This window comes from Bacillus sp. FSL W7-1085 (genome assembly GCF_038595035.1).
Lineage (GTDB): Bacteria > Bacillota > Bacilli > Bacillales > Bacillaceae > Bacillus > Bacillus altitudinis.
The window spans coordinates 1838540-1852278 of the sequence record NZ_CP152000.1; the positions used below are offsets into that span (position 1 = coordinate 1838540).

13 protein-coding genes are annotated in these 13739 nt (G+C 42.1%); 4 read left to right on the forward strand and 9 right to left on the reverse strand.

Translation table 11 applies throughout. The features are described 5' to 3' along the window. Nucleotides 1-83: 83 nt before the first annotated feature. On the reverse strand, nucleotides 84-503 hold the full coding sequence (locus MKY11_RS09370) for a MarR family transcriptional regulator (protein WP_249855758.1): 420 nt from the start codon (nucleotides 501-503) through the stop codon (nucleotides 84-86). Between the two features lie 170 nt (nucleotides 504-673). Here MKY11_RS09370 and MKY11_RS09375 point away from each other — a divergent pair, with 170 nt between their 5' ends. Then, on the forward strand, nucleotides 674-2197 hold the full coding sequence (locus MKY11_RS09375) for an MDR family MFS transporter (protein WP_342502082.1): 1524 nt from the start codon (nucleotides 674-676) through the stop codon (nucleotides 2195-2197). 41 nt (nucleotides 2198-2238) lie between these two features. Here the strand turns inward: MKY11_RS09375 and MKY11_RS09380 are convergent, their stop codons facing one another. From MKY11_RS09380 to MKY11_RS09400, 5 genes are all read right to left on the reverse strand, one after another. Then, nucleotides 2239-3108: a class II fructose-bisphosphate aldolase gene (locus MKY11_RS09380; RefSeq protein WP_025207447.1), complete on the reverse strand. Its 870-nt coding sequence runs from the start codon at nucleotides 3106-3108 to the stop codon at nucleotides 2239-2241. Between the two features lie 2 nt (nucleotides 3109-3110). After that, nucleotides 3111-3569 (reverse strand): fructose PTS transporter subunit IIA, encoded by a 459-nt coding sequence (locus MKY11_RS09385; RefSeq protein ID WP_039167830.1) that lies wholly within the window; start codon nucleotides 3567-3569, stop codon nucleotides 3111-3113. Nucleotides 3570-3584: 15 nt separating this feature from the next. After that, nucleotides 3585-5000, reverse strand: coding sequence for a PTS fructose transporter subunit IIBC (locus MKY11_RS09390; protein WP_342502083.1), 1416 nt, complete (start codon nucleotides 4998-5000; stop codon nucleotides 3585-3587). A gap of 12 nt (nucleotides 5001-5012) precedes the next feature. Continuing rightward, complete coding sequence (pfkB, locus tag MKY11_RS09395) at nucleotides 5013-5927, reverse strand: 1-phosphofructokinase (protein ID WP_342502084.1); 915 nt, start codon at nucleotides 5925-5927, stop codon at nucleotides 5013-5015. 130 nt (nucleotides 5928-6057) lie between these two features. Then, on the reverse strand, nucleotides 6058-6834 hold the full coding sequence (locus tag MKY11_RS09400; RefSeq protein ID WP_007499235.1) for a MurR/RpiR family transcriptional regulator: 777 nt from the start codon (nucleotides 6832-6834) through the stop codon (nucleotides 6058-6060). A 161-nt stretch (nucleotides 6835-6995) separates the two neighbouring features. On the opposite strand from MKY11_RS09400, the gene MKY11_RS09405 reads away from it, so the two are divergent. Next, nucleotides 6996-8402, forward strand: coding sequence for a phospholipase D family protein (locus MKY11_RS09405; protein ID WP_135008812.1), 1407 nt, complete (start codon nucleotides 6996-6998; stop codon nucleotides 8400-8402). Between the two features lie 12 nt (nucleotides 8403-8414). On the opposite strand, the gene MKY11_RS09410 is transcribed toward MKY11_RS09405, so the two are convergent. From MKY11_RS09410 to MKY11_RS09420, 3 genes are read right to left on the reverse strand one after another with little or no spacing between them, the layout of a single operon-like run. Beyond that, on the reverse strand, nucleotides 8415-8900 hold the full coding sequence (locus MKY11_RS09410; protein ID WP_024718278.1) for a DMT family transporter: 486 nt from the start codon (nucleotides 8898-8900) through the stop codon (nucleotides 8415-8417). Between the two features lie 21 nt (nucleotides 8901-8921). Next, nucleotides 8922-9608, reverse strand: coding sequence for a Crp/Fnr family transcriptional regulator (locus MKY11_RS09415; protein WP_041092782.1), 687 nt, complete (start codon nucleotides 9606-9608; stop codon nucleotides 8922-8924). 13 nt (nucleotides 9609-9621) lie between these two features. Next, nucleotides 9622-10047 (reverse strand): DMT family transporter, encoded by a 426-nt coding sequence (locus MKY11_RS09420; RefSeq protein WP_008343684.1) that lies wholly within the window; start codon nucleotides 10045-10047, stop codon nucleotides 9622-9624. Nucleotides 10048-10259: 212 nt separating this feature from the next. Between MKY11_RS09420 and MKY11_RS09425 the strand changes: the two genes are divergently transcribed. Both MKY11_RS09425 and MKY11_RS09430 read left to right on the forward strand, forming a co-directional pair. Next, nucleotides 10260-11687 (forward strand): aldehyde dehydrogenase family protein, encoded by a 1428-nt coding sequence (locus tag MKY11_RS09425; protein ID WP_342502085.1) that lies wholly within the window; start codon nucleotides 10260-10262, stop codon nucleotides 11685-11687. A gap of 213 nt (nucleotides 11688-11900) precedes the next feature. Beyond that, on the forward strand, nucleotides 11901-13712 hold the full coding sequence (locus MKY11_RS09430; RefSeq protein WP_342502086.1) for an assimilatory sulfite reductase (NADPH) flavoprotein subunit: 1812 nt from the start codon (nucleotides 11901-11903) through the stop codon (nucleotides 13710-13712). Nucleotides 13713-13739: the final 27 nt, after the last annotated feature.

Sequence of the window (13739 nt, forward strand, 5' to 3'; positions counted from 1 at the left end):
CAATGAGAACTTCTTGCACCCTCATAACACATTTCTCATAAAAGATATTACCGCTTCGTCTAAAGACCTCACATTGTCCTTTCTTACGCCTTAGACTTAAGCAATTGCAGCTCTTGATCCATGACCTCAGCTGCCTCGGTAATAAATTGAATGATTAAATCCAATTCTTCAGGCTTGTATTCATTTGTGAGTTTTTTGGTGGATGTCGATAAAGATAGAAAGAGTTCCTTCACTTGTGATTTCCCCGCTGTTAGTGGAACAATGATGACCCTTCGCTTGTCTTTTGGGTCCTTCTCCCTTTTGACGTAGCCTGCTTTTTCTAACCGGTCAATGAGAGCTGTGACCGCACCTGAGCTAAGACCGGTTTTTTCACTTAATTCACCTGCTGTGAGTGGTCCAAGTTCGTTTAACAAATCTGCTGATTTGAGATCTGTTGGGAAAAGGCCGAGCGATTGAGCAGCTGCTTGGTGAAATAGGACTGTTCGTGTAGCAAGGCGTCTCATCGTATGTATGATCTGGTCCGCTCGATCTTCTGCCTCGTTCTTTATTGACAACTTGTTCTCCTCCCTTTAAAATCAATTTATCTTGATCATCAAGATAAATGTTCTCTTACTTTATAATTAACTTGATCATAGCAAAAAAGTGAAGAGAACGTAAGCAGGAGGTAAATGAAATGAATAACGTGGATCATAAAGGCAAGGCATCCACTCGCTTTGTTGTCATCGGGTTGCTGTTAGGGATTTTTATGGCAGCGATGGACAACACCATTGTCGCAACAGCAATGGGAAGCATCGTCGCCGATTTGGGCAGTTTTGATAAATTTGCTTGGGTGACTGCTTCTTATATGGTGGCAGTGATGGCCGGTATGCCGATTTATGGAAAGCTTTCAGATATGTATGGTCGAAAGCGTTTTTTTCTGTTTGGACTTATTTTCTTTTTAATTGGATCTGCGCTGTGCGGCATCGCACAAACGATGGATCAGCTTATTATTTACCGTGCGATTCAAGGACTTGGAGGCGGTGCTCTTCTTCCGATCGCTTTCACGATTATCTTTGATATCTTCCCGCCAGAAAAGCGCGGGAAAATGTCCGGTATGTTTGGTGCAGTTTTTGGTCTATCCAGTGTATTAGGACCGCTGTTAGGAGCAATTATTACGGATTCGATCGGCTGGCATTGGGTGTTTTATATTAACGTACCAATTGGTATCGTCAGTGTGTTCTTGATCGCCAAATTTTATCAAGAATCGCTCGAGCATCGTAAGCAGAAAATTGACTGGTCAGGTGCCATTACACTTGTCGTTGCGGTTGTCAGTTTAATGTTCGCTCTTGAGCTTGGCGGTAAATCGTATGCATGGGATTCTGTTCAAATCTTGACACTATTTGCTGTGTTTGTTGTCTTTGGCACCATCTTCTTCATTGTTGAACGGAAGGCAGAAGAACCGATTATTTCATTTTGGATGTTTAAAAATCGTCTGTTTGCGACATCTCAAATCTTGGCGTTTTTATATGGCGGGACGTTTATTATTCTAGCTGTCTTTATTCCTATCTTCGTCCAGGCGGTGTACGGTGAATCTGCAACAAGTGCCGGGTTCATTTTAACACCGATGATGATTGGTTCCGTGATTGGCAGTATGATTGGCGGAACGATGCAGACGAAAGTACCTTTTAGACGATTAATGACCATCTCTGTGATTTCATTTTTTGCTGGGATGCTGCTGCTTGCCAATATGTCGCCTGATACAGCAAGATTGTGGCTTACGCTCTTTATGATGATTTCAGGTTTTGGCGTTGGATTTAGCTTCTCCCTTCTGCCATCTGCTTCAATGAATGATCTCTCTCCGCGCTACCGCGGCAGTGCTAATTCTACCAATTCGTTCATGAGATCACTTGGGATGACTTTAGGCGTGACGATTTTTGGAACGATTCAAACCAATGTCCTGACAAATCGTTTAGCAGATGCTTTTAGCGGAATGAAAGGAGCTTCTTCTCAAGTTGGTGATCCACAAGCCATTTTCCAAGAGGAGGCACGCTCACAAATTCCGCCTGATATTTTAAATAAAGTGATTGATGCGATGTCACAAAGTATTACGTATGTATTTATGATTGCTTTATTCCCGATTGCACTTGCGGCGATTACGGTCGTATTTATGGGAAATGCACGAGTACGTACATCAAATGAAATGAAAGAAAGCGAATAATGTGAAAAAAGCAGAGCGATGCGGCTCTGCTTTTTTTCATCTTATTGATATAAAAGTTGGGCTTTTCCTTCACTGCCAACGATCTTTATTTTAGATGTGACCATGTCTTTGGCTGCTTGTTTGGCTTTTTGTAAATACATACGCGGATCTAAGCTTTCAGGTTCGTTTGAGAAATGATCACGAATCGCTTCAGAGTATGCATTTTTCAGTTCAGTGGACACATTGACCTTTGCCATACCGAGTGCGACACATCTTTTGACATCCTCATCTGGTACAGCTGAACCACCATGAAGGACAAGCGGCACATCGACAAGCGCTGCAATTTGTTCAATGCGGTCAAAGTCGATATCCGGCACCCCTTTATAAATGCCGTGGGCCGTGCCGATCGCAGGTGCTAAAGTAGGTACACTAGTTTCTTCTACAAATTGACGGCATTCTGATGGAATGGCTTTTTGAGCATCCTTTTCATCCACGACAATATCATCTTCTACCCCGCCTACCTTGCCTAACTCGGCTTCTACATTCACACCTACTTTTAAGGCAAGGTCCACCACTTCTTTTGTGCGGCGTACATTTTCTTCATATGAATGCATGGAAGCATCGATCATCACGGATGTATATCCTGCTCGTATACAAGTCAGAATCACATCAAAATCAGTGCAATGATCGAGATGAAGGCCGATTGGTATTTGGTATTGATCAGCTGCCGCCTTTACTGTATCTGCAATGGCTTTTGCGCCAAGCGATTGGACCGTGCCAACCGTTGTTTGCAAAATGACAGGTGATTTTAATTCAGCTGCCGTTTCGAGTACCCAGTAAATACTATCAAAGGAATGTACATTGAATGCGACAATTCCGTATTTTTCTTTTTTTGCTGCTTCAAGCATAGGTGTTGTGGAAAGTAAAGGCATGGTCAAACATCCTCTCTCGTCAAAATATCTGTTTTTAATACAGCGAGCATTTCTTCATTTGTTCTTGTTTCGAGCAGTTTTTGCCGTTTCGTTTCATCCATTAATCCGCGTGAAAGAGCAGAAAGTGCTTGTAAGTGAGTGGTTCCTGCTTCACTTTTTGGAATGAGTAAGGATAAGAAGAAAAAGCAAGGCTTTCCATCAAAAGCGTCCCATTCGATTCCGGTTTCTGTACGGACGATGACGAGTGCCGGTTTTGTGATGGTGTCTGACTGTGTATGCGGAATGGCAAATCCATCTTGAAAGCCGGTTGTACTCAGAGCTTCTCTTTCAGCTAGTCCTTTTTTGACAGCCTCAGGAGATGTACAAATCCCTGCTTTAGAGGCAATGTCAGCTATGGCTGCGAAAACGCCAGCCTGTGAAGAAGCTGTTTCATGTAGATTCATATAAATATGTTCCATCATTTCTCTTCCTCCCTATTAAACTGCGGGTTTGTCTATTTTCTTGCGGTAAAGCCCGTATAAAATCGCACCTACAAGTGATCCGATGAGTATGGATAGCACCCACTGAAATGCGCCTGTGACGACTGGTAAGACAAGGAATCCGCCATGCGGAGCTGGAACCTGTACGCCAAACAGATACGTCAATATAGCAGAGGTGGCGGAACCAAACATGATAATTGGCAGGACAACGACTGGATTTTTTGCTGCAAATGGAATGGCTCCTTCGGTAATATGAGTCGCTCCGAGAATATAGTTGATCATCCCAGCATTTCGTTCTTGTGGTGTAAAATGTTTTCGGAAAATCGTTGTGGCAATCGCAATGATAAGCGGCGGTGTGATACATGCTGCTGACACCCCTGCCATGAAGTAAAGGTTACCTTCTGCGAGTAAAGCCGTTCCTGTGACATAGGCTGCTTTGTTAAAAGGTCCTCCCATATCAAATCCACACATGGCTCCAACAATTAAACCTAAAAGCAATGGATTTGTGGATTGAACTGAGGAGAGAAAATCCATTAATGAATTATTTAGCCCTGTGATTGGAACTAATAGCGGGGTCATGACAGCCCCAATTAAGAAAATACCAATGACAGGATAGATGAAAATTGATTTTAATCCGTCAAGTGATGCTGGTAATTTTTGAAGCAGGAATTGAAGAAGTACGATGATATACCCTGCTGCAAAACCTGCGATAATACCACCTAAGAATCCAACGCCTCCATCGTTTGCAAGCAAGCCACCGATAAATCCGACAACCATCCCTGGGCGTTTGGCGATTGAATCAGCGATAAATGCTGCTAAAATAGGCACCATTAAGCTAAAGCCGAGTCCGCCAATGTTTTTCAAGTAGGCAGCAAACGGATGATACGTTTCATGCTGAGGATCAGCTGAGTAAATACCGAATAGAAAAGATAAAGCAATTAAGACCCCGCCTCCAACAACAAATGGAAGCATATGTGATACACCGTTCATTAAATGTTTGTAGATGGTGTGTATCCACTTATTCGCTGTCTTTTGTTGAGCTGATGAAGGCGCAGATGTTTTTTCTGTTCCAGAAGCTCTTCCTTTCACTTGATGAACGGGGGCTTCTCCATTGATAATGCCTTGAATCAGTTCGTTTGGTGTGCGGATACCCTTCGCTACAGGCACTTCAATGAGTGGTTTGCCGTGAAAACGATCTGTATTCACATCTTTGTCAGCAGCGACAATGACCCCATCGGCCTCCAAAATGTCTTGATCCGTTAAAGCGTTTTCAATTCCTACTTGACCATGCGTTTCAACTTTGATGTCGACCCCTAATTGCTCAGCTGCGATTTTTAATGCCTCAGCTGCCATAAATGTGTGCGCAATGCCTGTTGGACAGCCAGTGGCAGCGACAATTTTCTTGCGGCTCATGTGAACTCCCCCTTATATGTTCTGAATGTGTATTTGCTCAATTAATGAATCAATGTCATGTAAATCACTTAACCCTTTTGAAAAGGCGGTAGATGCCCCTGTTGCAATGCCGTATCGTAAGCATACTTCATGAGGTTGTCCTTCCAGCTGTTTACTTAGGAATGCAGCGAGCATGGCATCACCAGAACAAGCCGTGTTTACGACCGTTCCTATTGGTGCATTTCCTTTTAATACGGCTTCGTTTGTAAGGAATAGTGCACCTTCTCCTCCTCGGGAAATGAGTACTTGCTCTGCACCCATCTCGATCAGCTTTCGTCCTGATTCAACGAGTTCTGTTTCTGATAAACGGTGGGTTTTCCCAAAAAATGCGGCAATCTCTTCTTCATTTGGTTTTAGTAAATATGGTTTGTATTGAAGTGTTTCTAAAACCGCTTTAGAGCTTGTGTCTAAAATAAATTTCACGTTGTTTTGATGACAAATAGCGGCTATCTCTGAGAAAATGCTAGCAGGAACGCCTTTAGGCAGACTGCCTGACATAATGAAGATGCTGCCTTTTGGAATGGTCGAGATTTTTTCGCGAAAGGCATCAAGCGCTTTTGCCTCAATAGCAGGTCCTTGATTCACAAGCTTGTATTCTTCCGTTGTGTTAATAAATACATTAATGCGTGTAATCCCATCCACTGGGATAAAATCGGTTTGAATGGAGAGATCGTTTAACGATTGTTCAATATATGAACCTGAAAACCCAGCAATAAATCCTAATGCAGTGCTGGTGAAGCCATATTTCTTTAGCATAATGGACACATTAACACCTTTTCCATTCGGCTGATAATCCTCATCTTCAGTGCGGTTGACTGTATCTGCCCGCATTTCTTTTAATGCAATATATAGGTCAATAGCAGGATTTAAGGTGCAGGTATAAATCAATTGGTTTCACCTTCTTTCTTTTCTCTAAAGAAAGTATCTCATACGATTCAGTGAAAATGTTTTCAGATTGTGTAAAGGTTTTCACGGTAAAAAGCCTCCCATCATAAAGTGTGGAAGGCTTTTTGAGTGTTTATTTCATCCGAATCACATAGGCGTCTAGTAAAATGCGGGCAATGACATGAAGCGACAGGCGGGACCTGACTTCATAATCTGGGAAGAATGATTGTTCCCCTTTATATCCGACGAGTGTCATATCTGATATTTTACTTAATGTAGAATCAATTCTAGTTGTGACCGTAATGGTCGTGACCTGCTTCATACTGAGGTTTTGGCAGGCTTCCACTAGTTCTGACGTTTCTCCATTTAATGAAACAAAGATGGCAAGTTCGTTTTTATCAATGTCACGCGATTTGAGCCGAATGATATTCGGGTCGTCATGTACCTCGCATGTTTTTCCGATGAGCTGCAATTTGATGGTCATCTCTTTGGCGATCATCTCTGAAAAGCCTCTGCCAAAAATATAAATTTTGTCTGCATCATGGATCTTTTGAACCGCATCCTCAATTTGCCCAATACTTTGCAGTTGAATCGTCTTTAAGACCTCTTCTTCATTTTTTCGAATGGCTAGTTTGATGTCTTCGTCAATATTTTTTAGTTGATCACTATCATCTGTCATTTTCTTTTCTTGTTTCAATCGATATTTAAAGGATGTATAGCCATTGTATCCGATTTTCTTCATCAGTCTGACAATGGTCGCCGTCGACACGTTAGCTCTTTCACTTAATGTGACGATGGATAAGGTGGAGATATCCTCTAAATGCTGGTGAATATAATGCAGTAAATAACGTTCTGTTTCACTTAACGTTTGGTACACATCACTTGGTATATTAAATAATGGTTCATTCAATGCGATTCCCCCTTACTCATTTCATACTATAATTAAATGCCCTATGAAAACAAGGTGATTCTTTTATCCTGTATTTTTCATTGGAAAAGCTGGATGAGTGAAATTTTGTTTTTAACATAAACTAAGAAAAAGAACGGTTTGTGTGAAAGGAGTTGATCACTGTGCTTCAATTCTTGTTTTTTCTGATCCTTTTATATGTGGTGTATGTATTTTTGACCGCATTTGTCTTGTTTTATTTACCGTTTCAAAAAACTTGTAAAGAACATTGCATCTATAAAGCTTCTTCCATCTCAGGAGACGACCAAGGCATAAATCAAGTCATGCTGCTTGATGACGGATTTGAATCGGGTCAAGTGAGAGTTCAAATGATTCGCGAGGCTAAAAAGAACATTCGTTTGAGTTATTATTCCATTCAAAAAGGAAAAACCGCCGAATGGGTGCTTGGTGCTTTAATTGAAGCGGCTGATCGAGGAGTAAAAGTTCAGCTGTTGTTAGATGGCATTTGCCATAGCCTGCGTGGACCGCTAAAGCATTTGCGTTATGCTGTGGCGAATCACCCGAATATGGCCATTCGTTTTTATGAGCCTTTTCGTTTGTTCAAGCCATGGACGTGGCATAACCGCCTTCACGATAAGCTTCTTTTGGCAGATGGCAGGGTCGCTGTCATGGGCGGCAGAAATATTGGTGATAAATACTTTGCAGATCAGCCGCCGAAAGACTTTGCGTATGACCGAGATGTGCTGCTGTACAACGCCAAAAAAGGAAAAGTATTAGATGAAATGGAACAGTATTTCGTTTATTTGTGGAATCATGATTTTACGAAAAGAACGAAAGATGTATTTTCCAAGGCAAAAGCGAAAAAAGGAAAAAAGCTAAGAAAACAGCTACTTCGATCTTATCAGGAAGCCATTCGTACAAAAGAACCCTTTGTCATGTCCACATATGATTGGGCAAAAGACGCCATTCGTGCAAAACAGATTGCATTTTTCACAAATCCAGTGGAACGCTTAAATAAACGTCCGCTCGTCTTGAAAAAGTTAAACGATCTCGCACAGCGGTCAAAGCGTTCGGTTCTTATCCAGACGCCTTATGTCATACCGACACGGCCAATGAAAGACGGACTCACGCCATTACCAAGTGATATTCAAACGACGATCGTGACGAATTCTCTTACAGCGACACCAAACCCTTTAGCATTTGCAGGATATTTAAGCACGAAAAAGGAATTGATGAAAACAGGTGTTCATTTGTATGAATATCAAGGTCCGTATTCAATTCACGCCAAATCAATGGTCATTGATGATAACTTAAGTATTATTGGAACATATAATCTAGATGCAAGATCCAGCTTTTTAAATACTGAATCGATTTTGGTGATTGATAGTGCACCATTTGCGTTATCTCTTACGGAAGCAATCGAACGAAAAATCGCTTATAGTGTTCTCGTAGCGAAAGATCGAACAGAATATAAAGCAAGCGACTATGGACAGAAAAAAAAGCCTTTCATGAAAAGGCTCCTTTTAACTGGTTTATCTACCATAACGGTTTTATGGCGGCGGTTGATTTAAATAAAAGGGCAGCTACTTTTGTGGCAGCCCTTTTTCTCTTGACTGCTCCTCTTCTACTGGTTCAAGCTTGGTTAACTTAAATACGAGGATTCCTGCCACAATGACAAGTACACCTAATAATTTTGTAAAAGAAAATGTTACTTTTTCTAACCCAAGCCAGCCAAGCGAATCAAATAGAAGCGCACAACCTAGCTGGGAGGTGAGAACAATCGAGATTCCATAAGTGGGACCGAGACGTTTGATGCTCTGAACAAGACAGATGACAACGCCTACCCCGATGGCTCCGCTTATCCAGTACCAGGCTTCCATATGCCTTAATTGAAACATGCCGGTTCCTTCTAACAAAAGACCCATCAGAAGTGAAGCGATAAAGCCCATTCCTAGAACTAGCGTCGTTGTTGACCAAGAGCCTGTATGCTCATTGACTTTACTATTAAAAATGGTTTGTAAGCTGACAAGTGCCCCAGCAGTGACAGCTAATATTATTCCTATGATCATATATAAGTCCCTTCGTTTCTTCTATTCATAAATGTTGTGTTCTGCTATTTCTAAAAGCCCTTTTTGATCACAAATCGTAATCTTTCCTCTTCGCCTTTCAATCAGCCCTTTTTCTTGGAACTGCTGAATGACCCGATTAATATGGCGGTAGCTTGTTCCAATTAAGCTCGCTGCATCCGTGAGGCGAAGCGTGCGTGCGTGCGCGTCATCATCACCTGTTAAAACAGACAATAAATAGCTTGCAAGCCTGACCTCTACAGGGTATAAAAGGTGAAAGCTTAAATCATTTGATTTTGTATAAAATTTGTTTGTGATGCCCTTGAGCAAAAAGGTTAAAACTCGAGGATCGTCCTTTGCATGCCGCATGAGGGCTTGATGAGAAATCCTGAGCATATGTACTTCTGTAACGGCTTCAACTGTATTGACCATATCTGTCTGCTGAACGTATTCAATATCTCCAATCGCTTCAAGAGGGTTTTTAAAGCAAAGAATAAATGTTTTTCCTTCCTTTGTGGTGGTGAAAATCTTTAATTTTCCTTTCACCAGCAAGTACATATACTCCCTTTTATCCCCTTTTGAACAAATCAGCTCACCTTGCTGATAGCGCCACAAGCTCACATGTGAGATGAGTTTTTGATGAAAGACATTCTGTAACTGATGCGTCTTCATATAAGAGGAAAAAAGAGATTCATCATGCAGCTCCTCCATCTGATGCCCTCCTTTATAGTTTTAAGATGATGACGCCTGCAATCATTAAAAAGATGCCTGCATAATGGGGCCATTTCATTTTTTTCTTCTGAACACCAAACCATCCTTTTGCATCGATGGCAAAGGTAAACGCAAGCTGTGCGATAAGTAAAGCAGCGATGGTGAGTGTCACACCAATGATTTGAATGGCAGTGACCTCATTAAAGATAATAATGGCTGCAAATGCACCTCCAATTAAATAAAGCGGCTGCACTTTTTTGTATTCCTTAAAGTGGCCATCCCGTACGATGAGTAAAATGACGAGAGAGATGATAAACCCTGTCAGCTGCGTGATCGTTGCCGCCTGCCACGTCCCGATATCTTGACTAATTCTGGCGTTGGCTACGCCTTGCAGTGTAATACAAGCTCCTCCTAATAATGCAAAAATAACACCTTTCATTCGTTCAAAAGCTCCTTCTTTTTTCAGTCTAGTTCCATTAAATGATAGATGCCCTCATGTTGAAAAGGACATATGTCCCACTTTGCGTATTATATCAGAAACTTTTTCTCATGCAGTTTCTCTGTTTTAGATTTTTCACAGTGGGTACAGTTTTATATGAGCTGAAAACAGAATATTGGATTGAATCACATATAAAAAGGAGACATGTCAGAATGAGAAATCAAGAGAAACACTTTATTAATGGAGAATGGGTCGCATCAACAGGAAACGAAACGACGGAGGTCATTAACCCTGCGACAGAGGAAGTCATTGGCACCATTAGTTTAGGAACGAAAGAAGATTTAGATCAAGCTGTCAAAGCAGCTCGAGCCGCCTTCCCTTCTTTCTCAAAAACATCTCGAAATGAACGAGTAGAAATGCTGGAAAACATTGTGCGCGGGTACGAAAAACGCAAGGATGAACTTGTAGAAGTGATGACAAAAGAGCTTGGTGCACCGCTGAAAGTGTCCGAAGAAGTTCATTACAAAATGGGTTATGAACATTTTTCTAAAGCAGCGGAAGCACTGAAATCTTATACATTTACCGAAGACCGCGGTGGACATACGATTATAAAAGAAGCAATTGGTGTCAGCGGATTGATTACACCGTGGAACTTCCCGACGAATCAGACATCTCTTAAAATTGCGGGTGCCATTGCGGCAGGCTCAACAGTTGTCTTAAAACCAGCGGAAATTACCCCTTTTGCTGCGATGATTCTTGCAGACATTATTGATGAAGCAGGTGTACCGAAAGGAGTCTTCAACTTAGTAAACGGAGCGGGTGACGTGATTGGTGACGGCATTAGCTCACATCCTGATATTGACTTCGTTTCATTTACAGGATCAGGTGCCGTCGGCTCTAAAATTATGGAAAACGCAGCGGACAATGTGAAGAAAGTAGCACTTGAGCTTGGCGGAAAATCCCCTCTTATCGTCTTAGACGATGCAGATGTGGACGAAGCAGCAGAAACAGCCATTCATCATATTGCGATGAATACAGGTCAAGTATGCTCTGCAGCTACACGTGTGCTAATTCCAGAATCAATGAAAGACAAGTTTGAAAAGGCGCTGCTGAACGCCCTGCCGAAGTTTACAGTTGGTGATCCGAGAGAAGATCACGCTACTGGCCCGCTTGTTTCTAAAAAGCAGTGGGATACGGTGCAATCTTATATTGAAAAAGGAATCGAAGAAGGTGCTACCCTTCTTGCTGGGGGAACTGGAAAGCCAGACGGAATCGATAAAGGATATTTCGCCAAGCATACCATTTTCACCAATGTGAAAAATGATATGACCATTGCGCAAGAAGAAATCTTTGGGCCAGTCATGAGTGTGATCACGTATCAAGACCTCGATCATGCCCTTGAGATCGCCAACGATACAGTGTATGGTCTTGCCGGGTATGTTGTTGGTCAAGATGAAAAAACATTAAAATATGTCGCTGAACATATTCGTGCCGGTCAAATCACCATTAACAATGCTGAAACAGATTACTTTGCCCCATTTGGCGGTTTTAAGCAGTCTGGTATCGGAAGAGAATGGGGAGATTTCGGTATCGAGGAATATTTAGAAGTGAAAGCTGTGATGGGGCTTCCAACGGCGTAAGTCAGGCGAAAAAGAGGAAAACGGTGATCCGTTTTCCTTTTTTTGTGCCCTCTCCCCTATTCATCCGTGTTTTGTCATTAGAAATCTTAATCATGACAATCAATATTATATATTTTACTTAATGGCAAACTTTCGGTAAAGTTCAAATTGAACCTATATATATAATTCCTATCGAATTAATCTATGTTTATATTCCTTGTGAGGTGGATATTGTTGCAACTTCATGTATTGAACAGTCCGTTTAGCCAGGAGCAGGCAGAGTTACTCAATCAGCTGCTTCCGACTTTAACAGATCAGCAAAAAATTTGGCTTACTGGTTATTTATCAGCGCAGGCAGCGCTTGCCGGCTCAGAAGCTGTCACTCCGGCGCCTGCTGCCGCAGCATCTGCCCAGCCTGTGAGCAAAGATGTGACCGTGCTTTATGGGTCGCAAACAGGCAATTCCGAAGGGTTAGCAAAAAAGACAGCCCAGCATCTTGAAGAGAAAGGCTTTCAAGTGACGCTCTCTTCTATGTCCGATTTTAAACCGAATAATCTGAAAAAAATAAACAATTTACTGGTCATTGTCAGCACACATGGCGAAGGAGATCCGCCGGATAATGCCCTTTCGTTCCATGAATATGTTCACGGCAGACGTGCGCCAAAGCTCGATCATTTAAGCTTTTCTGTCCTTTCATTAGGTGACAGCTCATACGAATTCTTCTGTCAGACAGGAAAAGAATTTGATGAACGCTTCCAAGAGCTTGGCGGTACTCGCCTGTTTGACCGAGTGGACTGTGACCTTGATTATGATGAGCCGTTTTCAGAATGGCTTCAAGGTGTTGCCTCTTCTTTGAGTGAAGGTGAAGCTGTCTCACTGCCGCAAGAATCAGCGGGAGCCAACAGTACGGCCGTTTCTGAATATTCAAGAACGAATCCTTTTTATGCTGAAGTTCTTGAAAATATCAACTTAAATGGGCGTGGATCTAATAAAGAAACACGTCACTTAGAGCTTTCGCTTGAAGGTTCAGGTCTCGTGTATGAGCCAGGTGACAGCCTTGGCATTTACCCGACAAATGATCCTGCGCTTGTCGACGAACTGATTCAAACATGCGGGTGGAATGCAGAAGAATCCGTCACCGTTCATAAAAATGGAGACACTCTTCCTTTAAAAGAAGCACTCACCTCGCATTTTGAGATCACGGTTTTAACAAAACCACTTCTTCAAAAGATCGCTGAACTGACAAAAAGCGAATCCTTGCATGCCCTTTTAGAAGAAGGAAACGAAGAAAAACTGAAAGAATATATCGCAGGCCGGGACTTAGTAGATGCGGCTCGTGATTTCGGTCCTTTTGAAGGAACCGCCGCAGATTTCACAGCCCTTTTAAGAAAAATCCCTGCACGCCTTTATTCCATTGCAAGCAGTCTCAAAGCAAATGACGAAGAGGTTCATTTGACGATAGGGGCTGTCAGATATGATGCGCACGGCAGAGAACGCCAAGGTGTCTGTTCGATTCTATGTGCAGAGCGCCTGCAGCCAGGTGATACGTTACCTGTTTATATTCAGCACAACCAAAACTTTAAGCTTCCTCAAGATCCAGATGCACCGATCATTATGGTAGGACCAGGCACAGGCATCGCCCCTTTCCGTTCATTTATGCAGGAACGTGAGGAACTGGGTGCAAACGGAAAGTCATGGTTATTCTTCGGTGATCAGCATTTTGTGACGGATTTCTTATACCAAACGGAATGGCAAAAGTGGTTAAAGGACGGCGTCTTAACGAAAATGGACGTGGCTTTTTCAAGAGATACTGAGGAAAAAGTATATGTCCAGCACCAAATGAAGAAACAAAGCAAAGAATTATTTGAATGGCTTGAGCAAGGTGCTTACGTGTATATTTGCGGAGATGAAAAGCATATGGCGCATGATGTTCACAATACCCTTCTATCCATCATTCAAGAAGAAGGTGCGATGAGCAAAGAAAAAGCAGAAAGCTATCTTGCCAACTTACAGCAGCAAAAACGCTATCAGCGTGACGTTTATTGATTTGATGCTTGAAAGAAAGGAGCTTTT